24 protein-coding genes and 1 pseudogene are annotated in these 25,574 nt (G+C 71.5%); 15 read left to right on the top strand and 10 right to left on the bottom strand.

From position 1 onward, the window contains the following. Positions 1 to 21 precede the first annotated feature (21 nt). Entirely contained in the window at positions 22 to 453 is a 432-nt protein-coding gene (locus tag ACZ60J_RS06715; RefSeq protein WP_469679354.1) for a hypothetical protein, read from the bottom strand. Between the two features lie 313 nt (positions 454 to 766). Here ACZ60J_RS06715 and ACZ60J_RS06710 point away from each other — a divergent pair, with 313 nt between their 5' ends. Further along, positions 767 to 1,492: a DUF4232 domain-containing protein gene (locus ACZ60J_RS06710; protein ID WP_469679353.1), complete on the top strand. Its 726-nt coding sequence runs from the start codon at positions 767 to 769 to the stop codon at positions 1,490 to 1,492. Between the two features lie 129 nt (positions 1,493 to 1,621). Beyond that, the gene (locus ACZ60J_RS06705; RefSeq protein ID WP_469679352.1) at positions 1,622 to 3,184 is read left to right on the top strand and encodes a serine/threonine-protein kinase; all 1,563 of its coding nucleotides are present in this window, start codon (positions 1,622 to 1,624) and stop codon (positions 3,182 to 3,184) included. 47 nt (positions 3,185 to 3,231) lie between these two features. Here the strand turns inward: ACZ60J_RS06705 and ACZ60J_RS06700 are convergent, their stop codons facing one another. Beyond that, positions 3,232 to 3,981, bottom strand: coding sequence for a TRADD-N-associated membrane domain-containing protein (locus tag ACZ60J_RS06700; RefSeq protein WP_469679351.1), 750 nt, complete (start codon positions 3,979 to 3,981; stop codon positions 3,232 to 3,234). Between the two features lie 226 nt (positions 3,982 to 4,207). Further along, positions 4,208 to 4,657, bottom strand: coding sequence for a ribosomal maturation YjgA family protein (locus ACZ60J_RS06695; RefSeq protein ID WP_469679350.1), 450 nt, complete (start codon positions 4,655 to 4,657; stop codon positions 4,208 to 4,210). Positions 4,658 to 4,786: 129 nt separating this feature from the next. On the opposite strand from ACZ60J_RS06695, the gene ACZ60J_RS06690 reads away from it, so the two are divergent. After that, the gene (locus tag ACZ60J_RS06690; protein ID WP_469679349.1) at positions 4,787 to 5,461 is read left to right on the top strand and encodes a lysophospholipid acyltransferase family protein; all 675 of its coding nucleotides are present in this window, start codon (positions 4,787 to 4,789) and stop codon (positions 5,459 to 5,461) included. A gap of 31 nt (positions 5,462 to 5,492) precedes the next feature. On the opposite strand, the gene ACZ60J_RS06685 is transcribed toward ACZ60J_RS06690, so the two are convergent. Then, a complete protein-coding gene (locus ACZ60J_RS06685; protein WP_469679348.1) occupies positions 5,493 to 6,308 on the bottom strand; it encodes an NAD(P)-dependent oxidoreductase in 816 nt (271 codons plus the stop codon). A gap of 58 nt (positions 6,309 to 6,366) precedes the next feature. Between ACZ60J_RS06685 and ACZ60J_RS06680 the strand changes: the two genes are divergently transcribed. The 6 genes and pseudogenes from ACZ60J_RS06680 (at position 6,367) to ACZ60J_RS06655 (ending at position 12,622) form a co-directional block, all read left to right on the top strand. Continuing rightward, positions 6,367 to 7,266: a LysR family transcriptional regulator gene (locus tag ACZ60J_RS06680; protein ID WP_469679347.1), complete on the top strand. Its 900-nt coding sequence runs from the start codon at positions 6,367 to 6,369 to the stop codon at positions 7,264 to 7,266. Between the two features lie 187 nt (positions 7,267 to 7,453). After that, positions 7,454 to 8,845, top strand: coding sequence for a M1 family metallopeptidase (locus ACZ60J_RS06675; protein WP_469679346.1), 1,392 nt, complete (start codon positions 7,454 to 7,456; stop codon positions 8,843 to 8,845). 59 nt (positions 8,846 to 8,904) lie between these two features. Continuing rightward, positions 8,905 to 9,471: a 2'-5' RNA ligase family protein gene (locus ACZ60J_RS06670; protein ID WP_469679345.1), complete on the top strand. Its 567-nt coding sequence runs from the start codon at positions 8,905 to 8,907 to the stop codon at positions 9,469 to 9,471. Between the two features lie 81 nt (positions 9,472 to 9,552). Continuing rightward, positions 9,553 to 11,118 (top strand): multicopper oxidase family protein, encoded by a 1,566-nt coding sequence (locus ACZ60J_RS06665; protein ID WP_469679344.1) that lies wholly within the window; start codon positions 9,553 to 9,555, stop codon positions 11,116 to 11,118. A 343-nt stretch (positions 11,119 to 11,461) separates the two neighbouring features. After that, positions 11,462 to 11,924 (top strand): annotated as a pseudogene (locus ACZ60J_RS06660) (transposase); the annotation flags it as partial. Positions 11,925 to 11,980: 56 nt separating this feature from the next. Then, positions 11,981 to 12,622 (top strand): gamma carbonic anhydrase family protein, encoded by a 642-nt coding sequence (locus tag ACZ60J_RS06655; protein WP_469679343.1) that lies wholly within the window; start codon positions 11,981 to 11,983, stop codon positions 12,620 to 12,622. A gap of 17 nt (positions 12,623 to 12,639) precedes the next feature. On the opposite strand, the gene ACZ60J_RS06650 is transcribed toward ACZ60J_RS06655, so the two are convergent. Next, positions 12,640 to 14,196 (bottom strand): MDR family MFS transporter, encoded by a 1,557-nt coding sequence (locus ACZ60J_RS06650; protein WP_469679342.1) that lies wholly within the window; start codon positions 14,194 to 14,196, stop codon positions 12,640 to 12,642. Positions 14,197 to 14,536: 340 nt separating this feature from the next. Here ACZ60J_RS06650 and ACZ60J_RS06645 point away from each other — a divergent pair, with 340 nt between their 5' ends. Beyond that, the gene (locus ACZ60J_RS06645; RefSeq protein ID WP_469679341.1) at positions 14,537 to 15,073 is read left to right on the top strand and encodes a hypothetical protein; all 537 of its coding nucleotides are present in this window, start codon (positions 14,537 to 14,539) and stop codon (positions 15,071 to 15,073) included. A gap of 154 nt (positions 15,074 to 15,227) precedes the next feature. Then, complete coding sequence (locus ACZ60J_RS06640; protein WP_389693351.1) at positions 15,228 to 15,620, top strand: YciI family protein; 393 nt, start codon at positions 15,228 to 15,230, stop codon at positions 15,618 to 15,620. An 8-nt stretch (positions 15,621 to 15,628) separates the two neighbouring features. On the opposite strand, the gene ACZ60J_RS06635 is transcribed toward ACZ60J_RS06640, so the two are convergent. Further along, positions 15,629 to 16,669: a vWA domain-containing protein gene (locus ACZ60J_RS06635; protein WP_469679340.1), complete on the bottom strand. Its 1,041-nt coding sequence runs from the start codon at positions 16,667 to 16,669 to the stop codon at positions 15,629 to 15,631. 257 nt (positions 16,670 to 16,926) lie between these two features. On the opposite strand from ACZ60J_RS06635, the gene ACZ60J_RS06630 reads away from it, so the two are divergent. Further along, a complete protein-coding gene (locus ACZ60J_RS06630) occupies positions 16,927 to 17,169 on the top strand; it encodes a hypothetical protein (RefSeq protein ID WP_469679339.1) in 243 nt (80 codons plus the stop codon). 84 nt (positions 17,170 to 17,253) lie between these two features. Here ACZ60J_RS06630 and ACZ60J_RS06625 read toward each other — a convergent pair whose 3' ends face one another. Together ACZ60J_RS06625 and ACZ60J_RS06620 are read right to left on the bottom strand one after the other, a co-directional pair. Continuing rightward, positions 17,254 to 18,633, bottom strand: coding sequence for an MFS transporter (locus ACZ60J_RS06625; RefSeq protein ID WP_469679338.1), 1,380 nt, complete (start codon positions 18,631 to 18,633; stop codon positions 17,254 to 17,256). A 76-nt stretch (positions 18,634 to 18,709) separates the two neighbouring features. Beyond that, on the bottom strand, positions 18,710 to 19,633 hold the full coding sequence (locus ACZ60J_RS06620) for a hypothetical protein (protein WP_469679337.1): 924 nt from the start codon (positions 19,631 to 19,633) through the stop codon (positions 18,710 to 18,712). A gap of 401 nt (positions 19,634 to 20,034) precedes the next feature. On the opposite strand from ACZ60J_RS06620, the gene ACZ60J_RS06615 reads away from it, so the two are divergent. Further along, on the top strand, positions 20,035 to 21,036 hold the full coding sequence (locus ACZ60J_RS06615) for a terpene synthase family protein (RefSeq protein WP_469679336.1): 1,002 nt from the start codon (positions 20,035 to 20,037) through the stop codon (positions 21,034 to 21,036). 4 nt (positions 21,037 to 21,040) lie between these two features. On the opposite strand, the gene ACZ60J_RS06610 is transcribed toward ACZ60J_RS06615, so the two are convergent. Further along, positions 21,041 to 21,652 (bottom strand): GOLPH3/VPS74 family protein, encoded by a 612-nt coding sequence (locus tag ACZ60J_RS06610; RefSeq protein ID WP_469679335.1) that lies wholly within the window; start codon positions 21,650 to 21,652, stop codon positions 21,041 to 21,043. Positions 21,653 to 21,748: 96 nt separating this feature from the next. Further along, on the bottom strand, positions 21,749 to 22,792 hold the full coding sequence (locus ACZ60J_RS06605) for a saccharopine dehydrogenase family protein (RefSeq protein ID WP_469679334.1): 1,044 nt from the start codon (positions 22,790 to 22,792) through the stop codon (positions 21,749 to 21,751). A gap of 141 nt (positions 22,793 to 22,933) precedes the next feature. On the opposite strand from ACZ60J_RS06605, the gene ACZ60J_RS06600 reads away from it, so the two are divergent. Next, on the top strand, positions 22,934 to 23,908 hold the full coding sequence (locus ACZ60J_RS06600) for a helix-turn-helix domain-containing protein (protein ID WP_469679333.1): 975 nt from the start codon (positions 22,934 to 22,936) through the stop codon (positions 23,906 to 23,908). A gap of 9 nt (positions 23,909 to 23,917) precedes the next feature. Continuing rightward, on the top strand, positions 23,918 to 25,555 hold the full coding sequence (locus tag ACZ60J_RS06595) for a glycoside hydrolase family 13 protein (protein ID WP_469679332.1): 1,638 nt from the start codon (positions 23,918 to 23,920) through the stop codon (positions 25,553 to 25,555). Positions 25,556 to 25,574: the final 19 nt, after the last annotated feature.

Raw genomic sequence — 25,574 nt, 5'->3', positions numbered from 1 at the left:
ATACGTCAGCACCGCAGCCCCCTACAGACCGTTCAGCTTCGAGCCGGACACCAGGAACTGGCTGCCCAGCCCGTTGTCGTTGCGCACGAAGAGCCCCGAGGCCCCGCGCAGCGCCCCCTTCTCGGAGGACAGACGGCCCATCAAGGTCCGCACCTGCTGGTCCCAGGTGTCCGACACCTTCTTCAGGCCGGCGGCCGTGTCCCAGCCGTCGAAGCCCTTCTGGGCTGCGCTCGTGGCATCGTCCGCATGCTCGGAGGCCCTCTTGGTGTCGGGCTCCAGCTCGGTCTCGATGGTGTTCGCCGCGGCCTGCTTCTCGGCGGGCGTCGAGGCGAAGTCACCGGACCCGCCCGGAGCGAACGGCCCGGTCGGCGCGCCGTTCAGGCGCACGGTCACGTCGCGGTCCGTGACGCCCGCGCGCTCACGCTCCCACTCCTGCGTGAAATCCCCTGACATGATGCTCCCCCGTCCGAAGGGAAAGATCATATACATGCCAATCGAACAGAGGTCAACCACCCCGTGCGCAGGTGACGGCCCCCCGGGCCGGCACGTCATCTGACCGAAGCGTGCCGGTCTTGTCCCTGCTGTGTAACAGGCGTCTGGGAGCCCCGTGACGGGGGAAATTCGCTACTGCAGGCCGGCGGGAACGCGGGCAAGGAGCAGGCGGGAGCCACGACGGCCCGCCGGCTGCCTCCTCGGAGCCGTCACGGTCTGCGTTCACCATCAGGAGTCGACAGCGGCCGCCCAGGGCCGCCAACGGGGGAACGCCATGAACACTGCAGCCCGTACGAGTCGCAGAGGCTGGAAGTCCTACGTCATCGGGGCCGCGACGGTCACCGCACTCCTCGCGTCCGCGGCGTGCTCGCCGAGCGGGGGCGACGGGCCGGACGACGGCAAGCCCACGGCCAAGCCGAGCAACCCGAGCACGCCGAGCCCGTCGAGCACGCCGAGCGGCACCGGCTCCCCGAGCGCGCCGAAGCCCGGCGACACGCCCTCGGCGAAGCCCACCCCGGCACCGACCGCCACCGGCGGCAGCGGCGACGGAGCCGCCGCCGTCTGCGCCCCGGGCGACGTCTCGATCACCTCCAGCACCGAGGACGAGATCAGCAAGGGCGTCCGGCACATCCTCCTCACCCTCACCAACACCAGCGGGAAGGCGTGCAAGGTCTACCGCTACCCCCAGGTCCAGCTCGGCGGCGCCGCGCGCCCGGTACCCGAGATCAAGGAGAGCGCCCCGATGCCCGGGACGCCGTACGACACCATCGCTCCGGGCAAGCAGACGTACGCCGCACTGCTCCTGAACGGCCCCATGGACGAGGCCCCGACGAAGAGCATGACCGTCCAGCTCCAGGACACCACGGCCGGGAGCAAGAAGGGGGACCCGATCAAGGTCGCCCTGCCCGGAGTCGACACGGTCTACTACAACGACTTCGCCAAGGTCACCCACTGGATGACCGCCTCGGGCCTGGCCCTGCGGTTCGTCATGTCGTCCTGATCCCTGCCTGATGCCGCCCTCGTCCCGTCCTGGCCTCCGGGCTCTCCGGGCCGTCCTCTAAGGTGACTCCACCGGCCGGTCCGCGCGCTCGGAGCGTGCGGGCAACGGCCATGTGGACAGGGGGAGTCGGTGGAGTCACTGCGGCCCGGGGACCCGCCGGAGATCGGCGGGTACCGCCTGCTGGCGCGGCTCGGCGAAGGCGGCATGGGCGAGGTCTTCCTGGCCCGGACGGCGTCCGGCCGGCCGCTGGCCCTGAAGACCGTCCACCGGGAACTGAGCCGGGATCCCGACTTCGCCGACCGCTTCACGCGGGAGATACGCGCCAACGACCGCGTACGTTCCGCGTGGACGGTCTCGGTGGTCGATTTCAGTGCTCCGGGGGCGTCCCCGCAGTGGCTCGCCACGGAGTACGTCGCCGCGCCCTCCCTCGGCGAGTGGGTGCACCGGCACGGACCGCTGAGCGGCCCGGCCGTGTGGAGCCTGGCCCGGGAACTGGCGGCCGCGCTCGTGGCCGTACGGGCGGCCGGCGTGGTCCACCGCGACATCAAGCCGGGGAACGTGCTGCTCGGCCGCGAGCGGCCCTTCCTCATCGACTTCGGCATCGCACGTGCCGTGCACGACCCGCGCCACACCCGGACGGGAGCCGTCATCGGCACGCCCGGGTTCCTCGCGCCGGAGCAGGCGACCGGAGCCGTGGCCGAAGCCCCGGCGGACGTCTTCTCGCTCGCCGCGGTACTGGTCTACGCGGCGACCGGGCGCAGCCCCTTCCTGGCCGCCGGCGAGGAGCTCGAACTCCCCGGCCTCCTCTACCGGATCGTGCACGACGAGCCTTCCCTGGACGGAGTTCCGGACGGGCTCCGCCCGCTGCTCGGCGCCTGCCTGGCCAAGGATCCGCAGCAGCGCCCGACCGCCGACGAGGTGCTGACCGGGATCGGCGCGGCAGAGCAGGAGTGGACCGCGGCGGTACCCCCTGCGCTCGCGGCGGACGTCGGCAGCCGGACGACCGTGCTCCAGGGCATCCTGGCGGCGTCCCAGCCGTCACCGCCGCCCACGCCCGTTCCCGTGCCGCCGGCGCCCTCGACACAACCCTCGGCGTTCGCGGCGACGCCGCCACTGCCGTCCCCCCGTCCCGCCGGGACGCGGCGCGTGCCCTGGGCGGCGGGGGCGGTCGGCGCGGCCGTCCTCGTCGCCGCGGTCACCCTCGTGATCAAGATGCCGTGGGGCGGGGACGGTGACGGGGGCGGGGACGGGCGCGGACCGGCGACTCCTTCCGCCTCCACCACCGCCACGTCGGCGATGCCGCCGTCGTGGGTCGGCACGTGGACCGGCACCGGCCCCGGAACCCCCGACGCGGACGGAATCACACGGGCCAGGACCGGCGAGTTCTCCGTCACGGTCACGCTGAACGCGGGCTCGGTCGGCGAGATCGTGGGCCGGCAGGTCAGCGAGGTGAAGGAGACCCTCTCCGGGCGGAACCTGGGGTGCACGGAGGCCCTGGAACTACGCCAGACGAGCGGGAACAGAACGGTCTTCGCAGCGGTGACCAGCCATCCGACCGACACGGCGGCCACCTTCGACTGCCCGAAGGGCAACCTCTACGTACTAACCCTGACGGAGCCCGACCGCCTGACCCTGGAAACCGAAGGAGCCCAGTCCGCGGGCGCCCCCGAAAGCCTGACCCGCAGCCACTAGCGGTACCCGTCACCGATGACCGGTGCGGTACGGGGCTCCGTCCTGTCCTACGGTGCCGGCGGTTGCTGGGCCGGTACCTGCTGAGCCGTGGCCCCTCGCCGGCGCGGGGCCGCGGGCGCCTCGGGCGGCGGATTGACCGCCACGCCGTGCATCTGCTTTCCCGTGGCCAGTACGTCCATGACGATCTGGGTGAGCAGTTGCTCCTTCATGGGGTCTTCGAGCCGGTCGACGATGCGTTCTGCGCTCAGGAAGTACTGGTTGAGCACCGGCTGGTTGAAGTACTGGTTGAGCTGCTGCAGGGAGCGGCCGTACACCACCATGAACGTCTTGCTGATGTAGCCGACGAACACGGTCGAGACGGCGGCGAGGGATCCGATGAAGATGCGCTCGCCGAGAACGTTGGTCTGCATGGAGGCGATGAACGCCCCGACCAGCACCAGCAATCCGACGATCATGGCGCCGAGGCTGCTGTAGAAGGACTTGTTGGCCTGCTTCGTCGCGATCTGGTGATAGCGGTCGAGGAGGAGCCTGTTGAAGTTGACCAGGCTGGCCAGCTCCATCCTCTCCTTTAGATGATCGGCCGCGTTCTCCAGGCGTTCGCGTTCCTCTCGGCGGGCCGCGGCCTTTCGTCGCTCTCTGAGGACGAGTGCTGCGATGACGGCGATGGAGAGGAGGAGAGCGATGGCCCCCACGACGGGCAGGAACCAGGTGGGAAGCGGTTCGGTCGCCGTACGCTTGCCGTCACCCCGGGTAGCAGCGATGCCAACCGTGGCCATGGCGAGACCCCCTGCTGCCATCGCAGTGATCATCGACGTCCGCGCGAGCGTCTGGCTCCGGATGCTCTGGATGTGGCTCTGCTGGACAAACTGCGCAGCCATTTGCGCAGCAGCCCGCTCAGCTCCGGTTCCCACTCCCACGCTTCCCCCACGTCCTTGTGCCGGGGCGTCAGATTAGCGAAACCCTCCTCGTACCGCCCGCGGTTCCGCCATCGGCAGCAGCCGCAGCACCTCGATGTGGCGGGCTCTAGGTGGATTCCTTCGGTCCGGATCGGCCTGAGAGGCGCAGCGCCGCGGTGTGGCCGAGCCAGGCGGCTGTCGCGCCGACCGCGTACCAGAAGAGGTCGGGTGGGTTGAAGGTGGAGCCGAGGACGAGCCGGGCGAGCCCGCTGTGCCGGGAGAGCTCCGCCGGTACCCCGGTCAGCTGGAGGAACTCCACCGCCCAACTCGCCGTGAGAGCACCGAAGGCGGCCCGCAGGGCCGTCACCCGTGGCAGGGCCAGCACGATGAGGCCGAAGATCAGTACGGTGTAGAGCGCGTCTCCGCCGTACTTGGCCGTGCTCCCCGTCGCCACGGCCCGTAGCCCGAGCCCCGCGCCTACGGTCACGACCACCGCACCGGCTGCCGCGAGACGGGTGCGGGTCCGGGCCCGGCCGGTTTCGGTGCGGGCACGGCTCGCAGGCACGTAGGTGGTCATGGCTCCACACTGCCAGACGGGCGACGGCGTACCCAGGCGGGTTGAGTAGGGCGACTCATGCCGGACCGGGCCGTGGCCGACAGGCTGGAAGCATCACAACCGCACACCCCGTCCCGGAGGTTCGATTCCATGATCAGCCACATCGCCGCCACCCTGGCCCCGGTGTTCGGGCGGTTGACCGTCTCCGCGGACACCACGGGCCCCGTGGCCGGCGGGACCATCCTGGCCGCCAACCACACCAGCCTGGCCGACCCCGTCGTCGTGGTCGCCGCGCTGCGCCGGCTCGGCGTCGAGCCGGTGATCATGGCGACGGCCGGGCTCTGGCGGATCCCGGTGCTCGGCCGGGCGCTCGCCCGCGAAGGACACATCCCGGTTCACCGGGGAACGGCCCGCGCGGCCGCCTCGCTCTCCGACGCCGCCCGGGCACTGGCGGAGGGGCGGTGCGTGCTGATGTACGGGGAAGGCGCGATCCCCACCCGGCGCGACTCGGGGGAAGCGGCGCCCCTGCCCTTCCGCAGCGGCCTGGCCCGCCTCGCCCTGGCCACCGGCGCACCCGTCCGCCCCGTCGGCCAGGCGGGCGCCCGCCGGGTGAGCTCCGGTACGACGGCAAAACAGCTCGCCGGAGTCCTCACGGCCCCGGTCCGCCGGCCGCGGGTCCATGTGCACGTGGGCGCGCCCCTGTTCCTGCCCGACGGGCTGCCCGAGGCGACGGCCGCGGCTCACGGCGCGGTCACCTCGGCCTGGAACACCGCACTGTCCGGCCTCGCAGGCGTCGGAGTCGGGGTCGGGATCGGCACGCCGTAGGCCGCGCGGAGCATCGGCTCCGACGGGCCGGTCAGCGGACCGGGCGCAGGGCCGCCAGGTCCCGGGCGGCGAGTTCGGGACGGGCCGTCAGGGCGGTGTGCACCGCTTCCAGGACCGGCAGCTCGGCGTGGCCGCGGGCCAGGTCCACGTCCTTGGCCGCCAGCGCCACGGGGAAGTGGGACCCCTCGGCGTAGGCCCGGGCCACCGCACCGGCCAGGGGGCCGCGCGCCAGCTCCGAGCGCAGCAGCTCCTCCGGGAGGCCCAGCGCGGAGCCCAGTTGCAGGGCTTCGGTGACCAGCGCGACCCCGCCGATGGCCGCGTTGATCAGGACCAGCTTGAGCGCGGCGCCGGAGCCCGCCGGACCGCACTCGGTCACCTCGCCCAGGGTGTTCAGGACCCGCCGGACGGGGCCGGGCAGCGGTCCCCCGGCCAGCACCCACAACTCGCCGGTGGCGGCCCGGTCCACGCTGCCCATGACCGGGGCGTCGGTCAGCGGCACCCCCGAAGGCAGCCGTCCCGCCAGCTCCCGTACCGCCTGCGGCCCGACGGTCGAGGTGTCGATCCAGTGCGTACCGGGGCGCAGGGCGGGCAGCAGGTCATCCGCGACGGCGTTCAGCGCCGCCGGATCGGCGAGCATGGTGATCACGAGATCCGCCGCGCGGACGGCCTCGGCGGGGCTCGCGGCCGGAACCGCGCCGGCCTCGGCGAGCGCACGGGTCTTGGCGGGGGTGCGGTTCCAGACGGTCAGCCGGTGTCCGGCGGCGAGGAGTCGGCGGGCCATCGGGGCGCCCATGCTGCCCAGGCCGAGGAAGGCGATGTGCGGCGCGTCGTCCGCTGTGGTGTTCATGGCCACGACGCTAGGTCCGCCCGATCCATGCGACAAGCGAATGAATAGCATGGCTCCCATGCCGATACCGCATGACCTCTACGAGGTGTTCCGCAGCGTGGCGCGCCACGGCTCCTTCACCGCCGCCGCCCAAGTCCTGGGCTACACCCAGTCCGCGGTGTCCCGTCAGGTGCAGACCCTGGAGGAGGAGTGGGGCACCCCGCTCTTCGACCGGCTGCCGCGCGGGGTGCGGCTCACCGAGGCCGGCCGGGCCCTGCTCCCGCACGCCGAGGCGGTCGACGAGCGCCTGCGCACCGCCCGCGCCGAACTGGACGCCCTGCGCGCCCTGGACGGGGGCCGTCTGCGGATCGGCGCGTTCTCCACGGCCGATGCCGCCCTGCTGCCCCGCACCCTCGCGGCGTTCAGGGCCCGGCACCCCGCCGTGCGCGTCACCCGTACCGAGGGCGGATCCGCCCGGCAACTGGCCCTGCTGGCCGCCGGGGAGCTGGATCTCGGCGTGGTCGGGACGGCCTGCGGGCAGCCGCTGGAGGGGTGCGAACTGCACCACCTGCTCGACGAGAGGATGTACGTGGCGGTGCCCCGCGGCCACGCGCTGGCCGGCCGGCGCTCGGCGCGGCTGGCCGACTTCGCCGGGGAGGAATGGATCGCGGCGAGCAGCCGCCCCGAGGAGACGCTCATGGCCGGCGCCCTGGCCCGGGGATTCCAGCCCCGGATGGGCTTCCTGGCCGCCGACTGGATCGCGAAACAGGGCTTCGTGGCGGCAGGCCTGGGGGTGACCCTCGTACCCGAGCTGGCGGCCTCATCGGCCCGCGCGGACATCGTCCTCGTCCCGCTGCGCACGGAGGACTCCCCGCGCCGCGAGGTGTACGCGGCGACCCCGCGCGGCTCGGCCCCCTCACCCGCGACGACCGCCTTCCTGACGCTCCTGCGCTCCGTGGCCGCCGAGTTGACCGGCTGACCGGAGAACTCCTGCGCCTGCAGCAGCACAACGGCTGCGCACCGTAACCGTGTTGGTGCCTTCCGTGTGCCTCGGTACGCCTGCGCGCTGTCTCGGGCCCCGTACGGGCATCTCCTTGCGGGGATGCCGCAGCCGAGTGCCCTGGAACCCTCCCGTCCGGCCGTACGGACGTTCTAGCGTGCCGGGCATGATCTCGCTCAGGTTCAGGCGGGCCCTGCTGCTCGCCCTCGCATCCGTCCTGCTCTGTGCCCCGCAGACCGTCGCGGCCCAGACCACTCCGGACCCCGCGGCCGCCGCGACCGCGGCCACGCCCGACCGCCCGTCCTACGAGGTGTCGCTGCGCAGCAACGGCGACGGCTCCCACTGGACCGGCCGCCAGACGGTCTCCTTCCGCAACTCCGCCCGCACTCCCTTGCGTTCGATCGACCTCCGGCTGTGGGGCAACGGCACCGACGGCTGCGGAGCTCCCGGGGCGCAGTCCCCGGTCCGGGTGGACAGGGTCACCGGAGGCACCCCGCGACCGCTCACCGTCGACTGCACCGCCCTGCAGGTCGATCTGCCCGCGCCGCTCCCGTACGGGGCGCGGACCAGCGTTTCCTTCGACGTGGACATCACGGTCCCGGACCGCGTCCACCGGTTCGGCAGGGACGGTGCGCACCGCTACCTCGGCAACGCGCTGCCCCTGCTGTCCGTACGCGACGCCCAGGGCCGCCACCTCGACCCCGACGTCGGCTTCGGCGAGAGCTTCTACACCCTGACCGGGGACTTCCGCGTCGTCCTCGACCATCCCGGCGCGCTCGTCGTCCCCGCAACGGGCACCACCACGCGCCGCCCCGGCGCACCCGGCCGCACGGTCACCACCAGCGTCGCGCACGGGGTACGGGACTTCGCGTGGGCCGCCGGCCCCTTCCTGTCGAAGACGGTGACCACGCCGGGCGGAGTACGGCTGAACGCGTACTGGACCGCCGCCACTTCGCCGGAGGGCGTGGCCATCGACCTAAAGGACGCCGTGGGTTCGGTCGACGCGTTCGGGAAGCGCTTCGGGCGCTACCCGTACGGTGAGCTCGACCTCGTCATGAGCGACAACCTCGACGAGTTCGGCAGCATGGAGTTCCCGGGCCTGGTGCTGCTCTGGACCGAGCCGGAGGGGTCGGCCGCCGTCCACGAGATCGCCCACCAGTGGTTCTACGGCATCGTGGGCAACGACCAGTTCACCTCCCCCTGGCTGGACGAGTCCTTCGCCCAGTACGCGAACCTGACCTACTACGGCGACGACACCACCACGTGCTGGGAGGACAGCGGAGCCTGGCCCAGCGACACGGCCGCCCTCACCAACTCCATGGCCTACTACGCGAACGGCCACCGCAGGGAGTTCGGCCAGGTCGTCTACCAACGCGGCTCCTGCGCCCTGAGCGATCTCGAACGCGTCCTGGGCGCACCGGCGATGACGGCCATGCTGCGCGACTACGTCCGCGACCACTGGCAGGGCGTCTCCACCACCCAGGACTTCAAGCGCGCGGCCCAGGCGGCAACGTCCCAGGACCTCACCCCCTTCTGGACGGAACACAGGATCCACTGACCGGGTCCGGCACGAACCCTCGGGCGGGCGCAGAGCTTCCCGTGGCACCCTGTCGTGTCATGGCAGATGACAGCAGCAGCACCTTCCAGACCGGCCAGACGGGCCTCGTCGTCAGGATCCCGGAGGCGGAGCCGGCCGTCCGCGGATGGCGCGAGCGGCTCGACCCTTCGGCCGGGGCCGGGGTTCCCGCACACGTCACCGTGCTCTTCCCGTTCCTGGAGGAGAGCCGCATCGACCCGCTCGTCCGCGCCGCCCTCGCGGACGTGCTGCGCTGCCATCCGCCGTTCGACCTGCGGTTCGAGAGGTGCGGCCGGCTCCCGGAGGTCCTGTACCTCGTACCGGAGCCCGCTGAGCCCCTGATCCGGCTCACGGAGGCGATCGCCGCCCGCTGGCCCGAGGCCCCGCCGTACGGCGGCCGGTTCGCTGAGATCGTGCCGCACCTGACCATCGCCCAAGGACAGGAGGACGCGGTCCTGGAGGAGATCGAGGCCGACCTCGACGGCAGGCTCCCGCTCACCTCCCACGTCTCCTCGGTGGAGCTGATGGTCCACGACGGCACCACGTTCAGGGCAGGGGCCTCCTTCGCACTCGGAGACCCCGGCCTTCGCCCCCGAGACCGCCCCTGAACCCTCTCGGGGGCGGTCTCGGGGGCAGCCCCGGGTCGGTCCCCGATGTCCGGCGCGAGCGCCGTCCGTAGCGTCGTTGCCATGTGGAGAAACGGGAAGAACGGGACCGGGGGCAGCACGCGCCGGATGTCGCCGTGGAAGCGGGTGTTGCTGATCCTCGGCTCGCTCGTCGCGGCCTTCGCCCTGGTCGTCGGAGTGCTGTTCACGTGGCTCTACACGGGAGCCAAGCTGTCCACCGTCGGCGCGGTGGACTTCCGCAACGCCCTCGCCGTACCACCCCTCGCGGAGTCCACGGTCGAAGCCGACGGAACGCGGGTGTTCGACCTGCGGATGCAGACCGGAGAAACCGAGTTCACCCCGGGGACCAAGACCCCCACCTGGGGGTTCAACGGGAGCCACCTCGGCCCCACCCTCCGCGCGGCGAAGGGGGAGAAGGTCCGGGTGAAGGTGGCCAACGCCCTGCCGGAGGCCTCGTCCGTCCACTGGCACGGCATGCACCTGCCCGCCGCCATGGACGGCGGCCCGCACCAGATGGTGCCGGCGGGCGGCAGCTGGGCCCCCGAGTGGACGGTCGATCAGCCCGCCTCGACCCTCTGGTACCACCCGCACCCGCACGGCGCGACCGAGTCCCACGTGCAGCGCGGCCTCGCGGGCCTGTTCCTCCTCGACGACCCGCAGTCGGCGGCCCTGCCCCTGCCCAGGACCTACGGAGTCGACGACATACCGGTCATCGTCCAGGACGTGTCCTTCGACGGTGCGAAGTTCGACCACGGCCACAAGCTGATGCGCAACGTCGGATTCCTCGGTGACCGGACGATGGTCAACGGCACGCTGGACCCCTACGTCACCGTGCAGGACGAGCTGGTCCGGCTGCGCCTGCTGAACGCCTCCACCGCCCGCGTCTACACCTTCGGCTTCGACGACGGCCGGGAGTTCCGCCAGATAGCCACGGACGGCGGCCTCCTCGAAGCCCCGCACCCGACCGACCGCCTGCGCCTGTCGCCGGGGGAGCGCGCGGAGATCGTCGTACGCATACGGCCGGGCGAGCGGACGGTCCTGCGCTCCCACCCGCTGGACGCCGGCCTGGACTTCTGGAACCAGCGCTTCGGGGGCGGCGACGACTCCTTCGACGTGCTGCAGCTGCGCGGGGCCCCCACCCTTCGACCCTCGGCCGAACTCCCGCAGGCGCTGGCGCCCTCGACCCTCCCCACTGGCGAGGACTCCGTGCGCGGCCGCTTCTTCGACCTCAAGATGTCCGGCATCAACGGCCGGAAGATGGACATGTCCCGCGTGGACGAGACGGTCACCCGCGGCACGGCCGAGACCTGGACCCTCCGCAACGACGACGGGATGCCGCACAACTTCCACGTCCACGACGTCCAGTTCCGCATCCTCGACATCAACGGCGCAGCCCCGCCACCGCCCTTGCGCGGCCCGAAGGACACCGTGTTCACCCCGTCCGGTACGACGGTCCGCATAGCCCTGCGCTTCGAGGGCCCCGCAGACCCGAACACCCCGTACATGTACCACTGCCACCTCCTCTACCACGAGGACAAGGGCATGATGGGCCAGTTCACGGTGGTCGACCCGGGCCAGCCCACACCGCCCCCCGAACTCCCGCCCACCTCCGCCACACACCAGCACTAGGACGTGTCTGCCAGGTCGGTGGTGGGTCAGCTGCTGCGGGCTGTGCGAGACAGTCCCGTACGCTTCGCCTGGTGTTCCTATTCCGAGTAGCAGCAGACGGGCCCGACCCACTGATCGTTCACTTCGAACCTCTCGCCTGGGACGTAGTGCTCGACCCGGGGGACCACATACTGATCGAGTGGCCCGAGAGTTCTGCCGGTCCGGCTACGTCTGGGATGTTCTGCCATGAGCCGGGGCGATTGACAATCGGGGAACCCAACTTCTTGCCTGGTCAGGAGCGGAACTGGGCCAGGGTCTGGAACTCTACAGGTGAAGAGATCACCTACTAGAGATCATTGGCCTCGTGGCCGGCAGAGGTGAGTTGACGGACGCGGCGTGGGAACGGACAGAACCCCTCTTGCGGCAGGTAGATGGGCGCGGCCGTCCATGGCGTGATCTGCCCGAGGGGTATGGCAGCGAAGTTGCTGGAGCACGTCCAGGTCCGCGACGACGCGGTGGGCCGGGTGGCATGGACCGTCGCGATCGACTCCACGATCAACCGGGCGATCCGTCACCTGCTGCGACGCCGGGGCATCGCCGTCACGGTCCCCGAGCGTCGCGACCAGGAGGCCGACCGCCCGCCTTCGACCGAGCCGTCTACCGCGACCGTAATATGGTCGAACGGTGCTTCGCTCGCCTCAAGCAGTTCCGGGCGATCGCCACCCGCTTCGACGAGCTCGCCGCCCGCTATCAGGCCGGACTTGTACTGGCCTCCCTGATCCTCTGGCTCCCCGAGCCCGCCAAGTGATCATTTGTCAGACAGGCCCAAGCGCTGTCGGAAATTCGCCAGCAGAGTCGCGGTCAGTCGGGTGAGAATCCGCTCATGATCGCTGAAGCGCAGGGAATCCGTGTCCGGCACCGCGGGTACGAGCCGCAGGTCCATCCCACCGCCTACGTCGCCCCGACGGCCACGCTCGTCGGTGATGTCCGCGTGGGACCGAGGGCGCGGGTGATGTACGGCGCGGTGCTCGATGCCGAGGGGTCCCGGATCGAGGTCGGGGAAGCGGCGGTGATCTGCGAGAACGCGGTCCTGCGCGGGTCCGCGGTCGCCGGCGATCAGCCGGTGCTCGTCGCCGACCACGTCTTCGTGGGTCCGCATGCCACGCTGCTGGGCTGCGAGGTCGGCAGGTGCGCCTACGTGGCGACCTCGGCGACGGTCCTGCAGAGCGCACGGGTGGGAGCCGGCGCGGTGGTCGCCGTCGGCGCGCTCGTCCATGCGGGCACCGTCGTGCCGGACGAGTACTTCGTGCCGCCGCACACCGTGGCGCTCGACACGCCCGTCCGGCTGCTGGCCCCGGGCGATCCGGGCCTGGCCGAGGCCATCAGCCGGGTGGGCTTCGCGCAGGTGGCGTTCGGCGTCGACGCGGAGTGGACCGACCGGATCAGCCGGTACGAGCGCATCGCGGAGGTACGTGTCGCCGAGTTCGGCGCGCACGCGGACAATGAGATTCTGGATCACGGCTAGCGGCGCATCGGCGGACCTCAGCGCCCCGTGATGGCGGGCGAGGCCTTGGCGCTCCCGGAGTCCTCCGTGGGCCCGGTGGGTGCGGGCGGGCCCGCCTTCTTCAGCGGGACCTCGACGACGAGGACGGCGGCGACGAAGGCGAGGGCGCAGAGGATCGCGGCCGTCAGGAAGATGTGGCTGGTGCCCGTGGCGAAGGCGCCGAGGTAGGCGTCCTTGGCTCCGGCGGGCAGATCGCGCAGCGCGTTCGGGTCCCCTTCTGCGCCCGCGGGCACGTGGGTCTGCACGGCGCGTGTGAACAGCGAGCCGAAGACCGCGACGCCGAGCGATCCGCCCAGGGTGCGGAAGAGGCTGACCGAGCTCATGGCCGCGCCCATGTCCCTCAGGGAGACGCTGTTCTGGGCGATGGTGCCTGCCATCTGCATCGTGAAGCCGAGGCCGATGCCGACGAGGACCATGAAGAGGCTGGTCAGCAGGGATGAGGTATGGGCGTCCATGGTGGCCAGCAGGCCCATGCCCGCGGTGAGGAAGAGGGTGCCGACGACGGGGAACATCTTGTACCTCCCGGTGGCGGACATGACCTTCCCGGCCAGGGTGGAGACGATCACGACGGGGATCATCATCGGGAGCATCAGCAGGCCTGAGCCGGTGGCCGAGGCGCCCTGGACCGTCTGCTGGAACAGCGGCAGGTAGAGGCCCGCACCGAACATGACCACGCCGGCGGCGGCGATCATGACCAACGCGAGCGGGTAGTTCCGGTGTCCCGTGAACACGCTCAGCGGCAGAAGAGGCTCACTGGCCCGCTTCTCGACCCGGACGAACAGGGCCAGGCCCACGATCGCGGCGCCGCCCAGCGAGAGGATCTGCCAGGAGTTCCATGCGTAGGTGCTGCCGGCCCAGGTCGCGGCCAGGACGATCGAGCTGATGGAGAGGGTGAGCAGGGCGATGCCCGCCCAGTCGATCTTCGTCGCGATGCGGCGGGTGGGAACCTGCAGCTTCAGCCAGAGCCACACCAGGGCGACGAGTCCGAGGGGAAGGTTGACGTAGAAGGCCCAGCGCCAGTCGAAGTGGCCCGTGACGAAGCCGCCCAGGAGAGGTCCGCCGATGGTGCCGATCGCCATGACGGAGGCGGTCATGCCCTGGTACTTGCCCCGCTCGCGCGGCGGGACGAGGGCTCCGATCAGCGCGAAGGCGCCCGCGCCGATGCCCCCGGCGCCGATGCCCTGCACGACGCGGTAGGCGATCAGCTCGCCCATCGAGCCGGAGGTCCCGCAGAGGGCGGACCCGAGGATGAAGAGGGCGATCGAGGCCAGGTACACGGGCTTGCGGCCGAAGAGATCGCCGAACTTCCCCCACACGGGCGTGGTGACGGCCGTGACCAGGGTGTAGGCGGTGACAACCCAGGAGATGTGTTCCAGGCCGCCCAGATCGCCGACGATCGTGGGCATCGCGGTGCTGACGACCATGTTGTCGAGCATGGACAGCAACATCGCGAGCATGACGCCGAGCAGCACCCAGCGCACGTCTTTCGGTACGGCCGTGGGGTCGGGGGAGGGGACGGACGTGGTCGCGGACATGCCGGATCACCCCTTTCGGGCGTGGCGGAACGAGGGGGTACGAGGAGGAGGCGAAGCAGGCGAGCACCACGCGGGCGGCAGCCGACCTCACACCCCCAGAAGACCACAACCGCTCATTAAGTGCAACCGCTCAACTTATGGATCCGTACACCTCGGGCCTGGGTGTGCTGCCCACCCGCTTGCCGACGCCGCTCCTCAAGTCATGGACGATGGGGCCGAATTGGCCTGAGAAGTGCACCTGGGTGTGACGGAAGGCCGGACGGGCGGCTGCCGTCCTGTAGGCCGTCTACTGTGCGGACCAAGCCGAGCCGTCCATGGTGGCGACCTGAGGAGGAATCCTGTGGCATCGCAGTACGACCCCGAGCACGCTCCCGCGGGTGATGTGGGCGCGGCGCTGTTGATGATCGATTCCCGGCTCAAGGGCATTCACGACGGCAAGACGGGGATGGACCCCGAACAGCAGGCGCTGATCGACCAGTACGCCTCGTCGCTCGGCCCCACGGAAGCCGACGACCTGCTGGACGGGGCCTGCACGCTCATCTACATGTTCATGATCTGGCTGCGCCAGGCCCACGAGGAGCACGGCAAGGACGTCATCGAGTACGTCGTGCCGAACATCGTGGCCACGATGCGCATGATGCCCAGGAGCGTGCGCCCCGAGGCCATTCCCACCATGGCCGGACTCGTCATCGCCGCGGGCACCGGCCTGAGCCCCAACCTGTGGCGCAAGCAGTACGGGGAGTGGACCGAGGCGGAGATGAATCCGCTCGAGGCCACTGCCTTCCTGCTCGCGGAGTACATCAACCGCATGACCGGCGACCCCGACTTCGCGACCCGCCTGATCACCGAGGCCTTGGCCGAGGCGGAAGCGGACTGACGTGCGCTACGAGTCCCTCGCGCGAGCTGCCCTGGGGGCGATCACCGGGTTTCCGTGATGTGGTGCTGGGAGTACCGATGAGTTTTGCCGCGACCGGCTGTCTACCCCTGTGGAAGACCGAAACCCCAGCAGCCGCCCCGGAAGGGTGAGGAACATGAAGTACATGATCCAGATGAACGTGCCTGCCGCCGAGTGGGACGCCATCATGTCGTCGTACTCCGAGGACGACATGAAGGCCATGTTCGCCCACATGGGCGCCCTCAACGACGACATCACCGCCGCCGGGGAATGGGTGGACGGACAGGGCCTCGGCGGCCCCTCGCTCGTCAAGACGGTCCGGGCCGGAAGCGACGGGCGTCCGCAGGTGACCGACGGGCCGGCCTACGAGGGTCAGATCCTGGCCGGGTACTGGCTGGTCGACGTCAAGAGCGAGGACCGGGCCCTGGAGATCGCCGCGCGGGCGTCGGCCTGCCCCGGCCCGGGAGGCAAGCCCGGCAGCGACCCCGTCGAAGTGCACCCGATCCCCGGAGACCCGACCCAGGCCTGACGCAGGGCTCAGACCATCAGCAGCAGCCGGGTGTTCGATACGAGCTTCCGGTTGACGCTGGTGCTCTGGACGAAGATCGTGAACTCGTCGTTGTGATCGGGCTTGACCCGCGCCTCCACGGCCGGCAGCCCGATCAGCGCCCGGGCCTCCGGCCCCGTGTAGACCCGGTCCGTCTTCTTCTCCAGCACCGCGATCTGCTTCTTCGCCTGGATCTTCTCGGGCTTGCTCAGCTGGTAGAACGCCCCGCCCGTGCGGTAGGTGTGCCCGGACTCGACGACCCATTCCCGGATCGCCGCGTCCCGGGCCACCGGGATCAGCTGGTACGCGGACGGATCCGCCGGAGTCAGACCGGCCGCCTTGATGGTCTCCTTGTTGACCACCTCCGCGCCCGTGGAGAACACGGCCCGCGATCCCCGGATGCCCTTCGCCCGGCCCACCATGAACTTCTCGGTGGCGTCCTTGATGACCTGTCCCGCCTCCTCCAGACCCTGCGTGCTCGTGGCGTCCCAGATGGCGATGTTCTCCTTGGGGAACCCGCACTGCATGGCCTCGCGCTTGCCCATCTGGTCCGGTACGAGGACGGCCAGCGTCCAGTTGTCCTGCTGCGTCTCGATCATCTCGGCCACGGCCTTCACCAGGTCGCGCGGATTGCGGGCAGGAGCGTCCGGGCAGCGGTGGCTGGCGTTCTCCTGTCCGTCCGTCAGCACGAAGGTCAGGAAGCTGTGGTCGCCGTACAGCTGAGCCGTCTGCGCCAGCTCGCGCTGCGACTTCAGCGAGGCCGCGAGCAGCGCGGTCATCCCACCGGTCCGGTACAGCTGCTTCAGCGACGGCATCCGCAGCACGTCCTTGTCGTAGACGACGCACTCCACCTTGTCCGCGAAGACGTACACGGTGACGCGGGTCTCCTGGTCCAGCTCGCCCGACCGGCGGGCCAGGTACGCGATCTGCTGGTCGGCGACCTCGACCACCTTGCGGCTCAGGTGGGACATGGACGAACTGGCGTCCAACACAAGAGCGACGTGGTTGATGTAGTTCTGGTTTCCGGACATGGAAGCTCCCCCTCGTTTCCGACTGGATGCTCCTACCGTCTCACCCGCCACTGACAATCGATCATGGCTCCGATCCCCGGGGAGGGGTCCCGACCGAGCCCCAACAGCGCCGCACGGAGGGTCATGTGACGTGTCGAATCGTTTCGGCCGTGGCGTTCGAGTGAACGGTCGTTCCTGTCGGCTCCGACGGGCGTTGAATCGGCTGACGCATCCGCCCATGGGAGCGTCACCAGATTCTTGAGTCCTTAGGGGAACCAATGCGTATTCGCTCTGCCGTCACCGCCTCCGTCCTCGCTGCCGGCATCCTGCTGGGCGGCGCGGGCGCGGCCCTGGCCAACGACGGTGTCGACATCGACTACTTCTCGGGCGGTCACAAGTCCTTCACGTCCAACTGCTCGTCCGCGGCCGCCATCCCGGCGCCCTTCGGCCCCGCCTACACCTCCACCTGCAACAAGGGTGGCGATGCAGAGTGGGTCAAGGGTGGCCACCTCGGCGCCTAGCAGGACCATCCGGCCCGAGCCGGAGCGCAGGGGCGGTCGGACGGTCACGTCCGCCGCCCCTGCGGCGTCTCGGCCCGCGGTGCGTCAGCGGGTACGGAACTGCGCGGCGACCCGGTGGCGCACGGCCACGACGAGCACCGCCGTGGCGAGGGCGGCCACACCGCCCAGCCGCAGGATCACGTCGTAGGCCGCCTCGGGCGAGCGCTGCGGCGTCATCGCCGAGATCCCCGCGGCCGTCCCGGCCAGCGCGATCGCACCTCCGGTGACCAGGAACGTAAGGAGCACCCCCGATGCCTCCCCGGCCCTGGCCGGAGCGACGAGCTGCTGCGTCGCCACGCTGGCGTAGGTCCAGCCCAGCCCGAGGCCCAGGCCGCACCACGCGAAGACCGGTACGTACAGCCACCAGGCGGTGACCAGGGTCAGCGCGTACATCCCGGTGCCCGCGCCGATCCCGGCCAGCGCCATCACCGTCGTCGGCTGCAGGTGCCGGCCCAGCCGCGCCCCCAGCGGCCCGCTGAGCGCCACGAGCAGGGCGGGCGCCAGGAAGACCGTGCCGGCCATCAGCGGTGAGAGCCCCCGTACGCCCTGGAGGTAGAGGGTGGCGAGGAAGACGGTGACCCCGTAGCCCATGTTCGTGAGCGTGCCCATCCCGGTGACCAGGACGTACGGGACGTCGCGGAAGAGCCCCAGGTCCACCAGCGGGTGCCGGGCCAGCCGCTCCCGTACCAGGAACAGCACGCCGCTCACCACCGCCACCGCGAAGCCGAGGAAGACGCGGGCGCTTCCCCACCCCCAGGCGTCCCCGCGCTCCACGGTCAGGGTGAGGGCGGCCAGGGCACCGGCGATCAGGGCGCAGCCGAGCACGTCGAGCTCGCGCGGCGCCGCAGCGTCCCGCGAGTCCGGTACGTACGCGAGGGCGGTGAGCAGCGAGAGCAGGCTCAGCGGAGCCATCAGCCAGAAGATCCAGCGCCAGCCGGGCCCTTCGGTGAACCCGCCGCCGACGAAGGGGCCGATCGCGGTGCCGATGTTGGCGACGCCGAACACGCCGCCCAAGGCCTTGGCGCGGGACTCCTCGGGAAAGGTGTTGGTGATCACCGAAACGGCCACCGGGAAGATGAAGGCCGCGCCCACCCCCTGGGCGATCCGGGCCACGACCAGCGGACCGAGGCCGGGAGCCAGGGCGCAGCCGACGGTTCCCGCGGTGAACAGGGCGATTCCGGCCAGCAGCGTGCCCCGTCGGCCGAAGACGTCGCCCACCCGGCCGCCGATGATGAAGAAGCAGCCGATGGCGAGCATGTACCCGGACAGGGTCCACTGCGCCGCCGACACGGTGACGCCGAGCTCCTTCGCGATGCCGGGGATGGCGAGGTTGAGCGCGAAGAAGTCGAGCTGGATGCAGAACAGGGCGACGGCGACCGCGATGAAGGCCCCTTTCCGCGCTGTCGTGGATGCTTCTGCGCGCATGGGGAGCGTTCCTCCTTGCGGTCCGGGGTCTGCGGTCTGCCTCTGCCCTCTGCCCTCTGCCCTCTGCCCTCTGCCGTCACCGGGGTGCCACGGCTCCGGAGTCGGGGGACTGCTGGAGGCCTGATGCGTCGACCGCCTCGAAGTCCGAGCCCTTGAAGCCCTTGAGTGCGGCCAGCTGGTCGTTGTCCCAGCCCGGGTTCTCCTCGCCGGTGAGGTACCAGGCCGACCCGTTGTCCGCGACGATGGCCCCGTACTTCTTGAGCGCCTCCGCGACGGCCAGGGCCTGCGGGCCGAGGCCCGAGGTGTCCACCGAGTCCTTGAGCCGCAGCCGCAGTCCCATGGGCGGCAGCGCGTCGTCCGCCGCTGCACCCGCCTGGTGCCGTGCCGGCCAGACGTAGCTCTGGTCCGTGCGGGGCACGGTCATCCGGATCGCGTGGTCGACCAGCCCGCCCGCGGCCTCGTCGTAGCGGACGAGTCCGGGCAGGATGGCGAGGCCGGCGGCATCGGCCGAGGTCCAGTCGGCGGGCCTCAGCGCGTTGCTCCGCAGGTCGAAGACCGCGCCCGAGCCGGCGTGCCAGGCGTTGTCGCCCTGCTGCGTCGCGTTCCAGAGTTCGTACGACTTACACAGGGCGCGGTCCCAGACGACGACGTGGCGGTCCCCGGTGCTCGCCGGACCGTTCTCGATCCGGGCGTCCTGCGGGATCCGGTACCCGGACGGGTCGCTCTCCTCGGCGATGTCCAGCGTGACCTTCGATTCCGGCACGGCCGTGTCCGAGACGGTGATGGGGATGCCGAAGGGCTGACCGTCGACGAGCCCCGCACCGAAGTCCGGGTGCAAGGGCTCCGCGGCCCCGATCGAGGCGACGTACCGGGCCGAGTCCGGGTGTACGGGAAGCGTGTCCACGGGAGCGTGCCAGAAGCTGTCCGGCGGAGCCGTCCGGCAGGAACCGTCCTGCGGAGCGGCGGCAACCAGGCACGTGGCGGCAAGGACGGCAACCACGGAGACGACGGTGGAGGCCAGGGGCGTCCGACGCCTCGGGCGGCGACGCCCTCCTCGGAGTACGGCTCCCTGTTTCGCTGCCATGGCCTCACCTCGCAGTGGACCCTTCCAGCGTAGGCACGGACGGCGCGTGTCGCGCGCTCCTGGCGCCCCGCGTGTGCTCCCGGTTGCCCGTTGTGGCACCGAAAACGTTCTGCGTTCAATGAGATGGGCCGCGACCGAGCGCCCCTGCCCTCACCGCAGAACACCGCCAACCGGGAGCACGACGCATGCCAGGAACGCGGACGCACGAAGCCGACCACACCGAGGGCCTTGGCGGACACGCCCGGCCGGAACGCCTGCCCCGTCCGAAGGCCCCTCGCCCGGGCGGGGCCGATGTCGACGCACGCTCAGCGGAGTTCATGAGCCGGTTCGGCCTGGGCGGGAGCCCGGAGCGCACCGCGCGGATGACCGCGGGGCTGAACCGGATCGCGGTGCGGATCGCCCCCTACGCCGACCCGTTCGCCGCCCAGCTCCTCAGTGATCTCGCCGTGTGGGTGTTCGCCTTCGACGACCACTGCGACGAGGACTTCCCGAACCTCACCCCGACGGAGATGCTCACGACGGTCGCACGCCTCCAGCGGACGATCGAGACCCCCGGGGTACCCCTCGGCGAAGACCCCTTCGGCCTGGCCCTGCACGACATCCGGCTCCGCGTGGCGGCGGTCGCGACCCCGGTACAGGTCAGGAGATGGGTCGACGCGATGCGCGGCTACTTCCTCGCCGAGGCCGGCACCGGCGCCGCCCCGACGGCGCCGGGAAGCCCGCAGGACGTGAGCGACTACCTGCTCACCCGCCTGCACTCGGGAGCGGCCCTGGCCGTTCCCGTGCTCCTGGACGCGGTCGGGGCCGGGCTGCCCGCACCCCTGTGGGAGGACCCGCGGATCCGCGCGCTGACCGAGATGGCGGCGGGCGCCGTCGTGATCGACACCGACATCCACTCCTTCGCGAAGGAGAGCCAACGCGGCAGCCGCAGCGGCAACCTGATCGCCCTCCTGGAGGGCCCGCACGGACCCGGAGACGAACCGGGAGCCGGAGCCCGGCGGGGCCCTCAATCCGCCTCCGAGCTCCGGGACCTGATCATGCGCCGGTTCCTGGACCTGGGGGAGCAGACCGCGCGGGCTTCGGCGGACCCGCGGATCCGGCGGTACCTGGACGTGCTCACCCAGTACGTCTACGGCGTACGGGACTGGTGCGCGGCGACCTCCCGCTACCACTCCGGGCAACCGGACGGGGACCACGACCGGCCCCGAGGAGCAGGCACCGCGTACGGCCCCCCGGAGGGCACCCCCCTCGCACCCCCGCCGATCGCTTCGATCGCGTGGTGGTGGGCCGTCGACGGAGCCCCGCCGGTAGCCCCCTGAGTCCTCAACCCCCGGTGCCGCGCCAGATGTTGTCGAAGGCCGCGTTCTCGATGGCCCGGCGCTGCCGTACGCCCGCCAGCTCCACCAAGGCGTCGTTGACGGCGGCCAGGACCGTCGCGACGGCGTCGTCGGCCACGTCCGGAGCGTCTGCGCCCCCGTCGCCGGCGCCCTCCAGCGCCTCCGCCAGGAGCACCAGCACGGGTTCCTTCGACCGCCACCGTTCCTCGGCCTGCCGTCGGGCGGCCGAATCGGCCGGTACCAGCTCGCCGGCCCGGAGGGAGAACCCGCGCCGGCGTCGGCGTACGAGCTGTCCCTCCTCTTCGAGCACGGTCTGATAGCTCGCGGACAGCCCGAGCCCCCTGCGCCACAGCCAGTCGCCGACGGACTCGTAGGGCTCCTCGCGGACGAGCGAGTCCGCCGCCGCCTCCAGCAGGGGGTCACCCGGCGCGACCCCCTCGCCTGGCACGATCCGATCCCCGTCCAGCCCGATGGCCCGGGCGGCCAGGAGGTCGACGGCCTCCGCGCCCGCGAGCGCCAGCGACAGGTCACCCTGTTCTACGGCCCGGCCGGACTCCGGGTCCATGGCAATGATCAACAAGTGCCGCGGTGTGGTCATCAAGGGTTCCTCTCAACCGTGCAGGCAGGGCGCCGACCCATTGTCGATCGCCTTGACCGTCCGTGGGCGGCCCCGGCCCCGTCCGTTCGCAGGACGTCACATCCTCGTCCGCTGCGGGAGCAGCTCCAGGGTGATGTGCGGGGCCAGGGCGCGCAGGAAGTCGGGCGCGTCGAAGATCTCGCCCGCGGAGGCGACGCCCACCGTGCGGGTGCGGCCGGTCAGGACCCGGTCCAGGGCCTCCACGACGAGGGGGGCCGTGACGGCGTAGATGTCCTGCCCGCGGGCCACGGCGCGGCGTTCGGCGCCGCCCGAGCGGACGACCGCGTCGACGAGGAAGGTCTGGTCGGAGCGTCCGCTGTCGTCGGTCGCCGTCGGCGCGGGCGTATCGGGGGCCGCGATGTCGCGGACCGCCTCGACCGTCATGTAGGTGATCACGTCCGGGATCGACAGGTGGCTGGGGACGGTCACCACGTCGGCCATCGTGAACTCCCCGATCACCTGCCGGGCACCCAGCGGCTCGGGGAACGTCCATTCGAGGGTCGGAGCGGCGTCGGTACGGTACTCCCACTGCCCGCCCGCGTACCGCATGCGCCGCTCACCGCGCCGCTCCCGCGAGACCGCGCCCGACAGCCTGGTTCCGGCGGTGGGCTGCCAGCTGCTCAGCGCGTAGGCGATGTGCGCCTCCCCGGCCTCGGTCCAGTCGCCCATCGCCGCGGTGGCCAGCAGGTCGCCGAGGCCGCCGAAGAAGGCCATCGCCGGCACGATCACGGCCCCGGCCTCGCGCGCCCGGTCCGCGAAGTGCGCGAAGGTGTCGATGTTGGCCTCGAGCTCGGCGGCCACGTCCAGGTACGGGATCCCCGCCCGCAGGGCCGCCTCGATCACGGGGCCGGTCGTAGAGGCGAAGGGCCCCGCGGCGTTGATCACGGCAGCCGTGCCCGCCAGCGCCCGGTCCAGGGCGTCGGGATCGCCCACCGTCGCGGGCCGGGCCTCCAGACCGGTCTCGTACGCCTGCGCCTTCAGCTTCTCGCCGTCGCGGCCCGAGAGCACCGGTACGAACCCGCGCTCCACCAGCTCCGCCACCACGAACCGCCCGGTGTGCCCGTACGCCCCGAACACCGCCACCTTCAGGCCTGCTCCCATGTCCCGCTCCCCGTCGTTCGCTCGTACTGGATGACCCGCGGCAGGCCCCCGTGGCCCGCCGCGCTCTGTCATGGACATCGTGTCGCGGAGCTCCGCACGCAGGCCACTGTCCGGAACGACGCGACCCATACACTTCCGGACATGACCACCGTCGCGCTGGCCGTCACCGACGGCATGCTGCACTTCGAGCTCTCCCTGGCCTGCGAGGTCTTCGGCTCCGACCTGACCCACCTCGTGGACCCCTGGTACTCCTTCACGCTCTGCGGGCCGGCAGCCGTACGGATCGACCGCTTCAGCCTGGAACCCGACCACGGACTCGACCACCTCGCGCGAGCGGACACCGTGATCGTCCCCGGCTGGGCCGACGTCGACCGGGACCCGCCGGCCGAGCTGATCGACGCGGTGCGCGCGGCCCACCAGGCCGGCGCACGCGTGGCCTCCCTGTGCACGGGCGCCTTCGTCCTGGCCGCCGCGGGCCTGCTGGACGGCAGGCGCGCGACCACGCACTGGGCGCACACCGACGAACTGGCCAGGCGCCACCCCCTCGTCACCGTGGACCCCGACGTCCTCTACGTGGACAACGGCAGCGTGCTGACCTCCGCCGGCAAGGCCGCCGCCATGGACCTGTGCCTGCACCTCGTGCGCCTCGACCACGGCTCCGCCGTCGCCAACAAGATCGCCCGCCGCCTGGTCGTGGCGCCGCACCGCGACGGCGGCCAGTCCCAGTTCGTCACCACCCCCGTGCCCGCCCCCGGCAACCACCCGCTCGCCGACCTCTTCCCCTGGGCGCTGCAACGCCTCGACGAGCCGCTCACCGTGGAAGACCTGGCCCGCCGTGCCCGCATGAGCTCACGTCACCTGGGCCGCCACTTCAAATCGGTGACCGGCACCACCCCGTTGCAGTGGCTCCTCACCCAGCGCATCCGCCGCGCTCAGGAACTGCTCGAGACCACCGGGGACACCGTCGACACCATCGCGACGGCCACCGGCATGGGCACCGCCACCACCCTGCGCCGCCACTTCGCCCGCACGGTGGGCGTCCCGCCGGACGCCTACCGGCGCACGTTCCGCTCCCGGACCGCCACCCCCGTTGACGTCGTAGAAAGCGCTCTCTAGATTCGCCCCATGCAGACCCCCAAGGCTCCTGGCGCGACGTCCGAGCCTCCTTCCCCGGCGCCCTCCGACTGGTGGCGGAGCGCAGCGATCTACCAGATCTACCCGCGCAGTTTCGCGGACGGCAACGGCGACGGGATCGGCGACCTCGCCGGGATCCGTGCGCGCCTTCCGTACCTGCGGCAACTCGGCGTGGACGCGGTCTGGATCAGCCCGTGGTACCCGTCTCCGATGGCCGACGGCGGGTACGACATCGCCGACTACCGGGACATCGACCCGATGTTCGGCACCCTGGCGGAGGCCGAGGCGTTGCTGTCCGAGGCGCACGACGCGGGCATCCGGGTCATCGTCGACATCGTCCCCAACCACTGCTCCGACCGGCACCCCTGGTTCCGTGCGGCCCTCGCGGCCGGCCCCGGCTCGCCCGAACGGGCGCGCTTCTGGTTCCGCCCCGGCCGAGGCGAGCACGGCGAACTGCCGCCCAACAACTGGCAGTCCGCCTTCGGCGGCCCCGGCTGGCGGCGGGTGACCGAGGCCGACGGCACACCCGGCGAGTGGTACCTGCACCGGTTCGCACCCGAGCAGCCCGACTTCAACTGGGAAAACCCGGAGGTCCGCGCGGAGTTCGAGTCGATCCTGCGGTTCTGGCTCGACCGGGGCGTGGACGGCTTCCGCATCGACGTCGCCGACAACCTCGTCAAGGACCCCCAACTGCCCGACCACGAGGGCGGTCCCAGCCCCTGGTCCGACCAGGACGGCGTCCACGAGATCTACCGCGCCTGGCACGAGGTCCTCGACTCCTACGCCCACGAACCGGTCTTCGTGGGCGAGGTGTGGACCTCCGACCCGGAGCGCTTCGCCCGGTACCTGCGCCCCGACGAACTGCACACGGCGTTCAACTTCCCCTTCCTCCAGAGCCCCTGGGACGCGACCGCGCTGCGCACGGTCATCGATTCCACCCGCGCCGAGCACGCCCCGGTCGGCGCCGCCGCCACCTGGGTCCTCTCCAACCACGACACCACCCGCCACGTCACCCGCTACGGGCGCCCCGACACCTCGTACGCGCTCGACGGCCGCCGGGTGCACGGTGTCCCCGCCGACCTCGGTCTTGGGCGGCGCCGGGCCAGGGCCGCGGCCCTGCTGACGATGGCCCTGCCCGGCTGCGTCTACGTCTACCAGGGCGACGAGCTGGGCCTGGAGGAGATCGAGGACCTCCCGTCGGAGCTCCGCCAGGACCCGACATACGTCCAGAGCGGGGGCGAGGACCTCGGCCGGGACGGCTGCCGGGTACCCCTCCCGTGGGGAGACGAGGCGCCGGACGCGCGGAGCTGGCTGCCCCGGCCGGCCGCGTGGGAGGCCCTGAGCGTGCGCGAGCAGAGTACGGACCCGGACTCGATGCTCGGCTTCTACCGCCGGGCACTGGCGCTGCGGTCCGCCCAACCGGCCCTGCTCGGCGCCGGATTCGCCTGGCTGCCCGCCCCGCCGGGCGTACTCGCCTTCGCCCGGACCGCGGCCGGGTCCTCCGTGCACTGCCTGGTGAACCTCGCGGACGGCCCGGTTCCGCTGCCGGAGCACACCGAACTCCTGATCGCGAGCGGCCCCCTGGAGGACGGCGCCCTGCCCCGGGACACCGCGGTCTGGCTGCGCTGAAGAACACCTGCGCCGGCTT

The sequence above is a fragment of the Streptomyces sp. NPDC104226 genome (assembly GCF_055584085.1).
The sequence above is the reverse complement of the archived record's forward strand: the minus strand, read 5'-3'. Positions and strand labels throughout refer to the sequence as shown.

Bases quoted from the DNA above. Each gene is read 5' to 3' on its own strand.
- ACZ60J_RS06715 (WP_469679354.1), bottom strand. From the start codon at position 453: ATGTCAGGGGATTTCACGCAGGAGTGGGAGCGTGAGCGCGCGGGCGTC.
- ACZ60J_RS06710 (WP_469679353.1), top strand. From the start codon at position 767: ATGAACACTGCAGCCCGTACGAGTCGCAGAGGCTGGAAGTCCTACGTC.
- ACZ60J_RS06700 (WP_469679351.1), bottom strand. From the start codon at position 3,981: ATGGCAGCAGGGGGTCTCGCCATGGCCACGGTTGGCATCGCTGCTACC.
- ACZ60J_RS06695 (WP_469679350.1), bottom strand. From the start codon at position 4,657: ATGACCACCTACGTGCCTGCGAGCCGTGCCCGCACCGAAACCGGCCGG.
- ACZ60J_RS06690 (WP_469679349.1), top strand. From the start codon at position 4,787: ATGATCAGCCACATCGCCGCCACCCTGGCCCCGGTGTTCGGGCGGTTG.
- ACZ60J_RS06685 (WP_469679348.1), bottom strand. From the start codon at position 6,308: ATGAACACCACAGCGGACGACGCGCCGCACATCGCCTTCCTCGGCCTG.
- ACZ60J_RS06680 (WP_469679347.1), top strand. From the start codon at position 6,367: ATGCCGATACCGCATGACCTCTACGAGGTGTTCCGCAGCGTGGCGCGC.
- ACZ60J_RS06675 (WP_469679346.1), top strand. From the start codon at position 7,454: ATGATCTCGCTCAGGTTCAGGCGGGCCCTGCTGCTCGCCCTCGCATCC.
- ACZ60J_RS06670 (WP_469679345.1), top strand. From the start codon at position 8,905: ATGGCAGATGACAGCAGCAGCACCTTCCAGACCGGCCAGACGGGCCTC.
- ACZ60J_RS06665 (WP_469679344.1), top strand. From the start codon at position 9,553: ATGTGGAGAAACGGGAAGAACGGGACCGGGGGCAGCACGCGCCGGATG.
- ACZ60J_RS06655 (WP_469679343.1), top strand. From the start codon at position 11,981: ATGATCGCTGAAGCGCAGGGAATCCGTGTCCGGCACCGCGGGTACGAG.
- ACZ60J_RS06650 (WP_469679342.1), bottom strand. From the start codon at position 14,196: ATGTCCGCGACCACGTCCGTCCCCTCCCCCGACCCCACGGCCGTACCG.
- ACZ60J_RS06640 (WP_389693351.1), top strand. From the start codon at position 15,228: ATGAAGTACATGATCCAGATGAACGTGCCTGCCGCCGAGTGGGACGCC.
- ACZ60J_RS06635 (WP_469679340.1), bottom strand. From the start codon at position 16,669: ATGTCCGGAAACCAGAACTACATCAACCACGTCGCTCTTGTGTTGGAC.
- ACZ60J_RS06630 (WP_469679339.1), top strand. From the start codon at position 16,927: ATGCGTATTCGCTCTGCCGTCACCGCCTCCGTCCTCGCTGCCGGCATC.
- ACZ60J_RS06625 (WP_469679338.1), bottom strand. From the start codon at position 18,633: ATGCGCGCAGAAGCATCCACGACAGCGCGGAAAGGGGCCTTCATCGCG.
- ACZ60J_RS06615 (WP_469679336.1), top strand. From the start codon at position 20,035: ATGAGCCGGTTCGGCCTGGGCGGGAGCCCGGAGCGCACCGCGCGGATG.
- ACZ60J_RS06610 (WP_469679335.1), bottom strand. From the start codon at position 21,652: ATGACCACACCGCGGCACTTGTTGATCATTGCCATGGACCCGGAGTCC.
- ACZ60J_RS06605 (WP_469679334.1), bottom strand. From the start codon at position 22,792: ATGGGAGCAGGCCTGAAGGTGGCGGTGTTCGGGGCGTACGGGCACACC.
- ACZ60J_RS06600 (WP_469679333.1), top strand. From the start codon at position 22,934: ATGACCACCGTCGCGCTGGCCGTCACCGACGGCATGCTGCACTTCGAG.
- ACZ60J_RS06595 (WP_469679332.1), top strand. From the start codon at position 23,918: ATGCAGACCCCCAAGGCTCCTGGCGCGACGTCCGAGCCTCCTTCCCCG.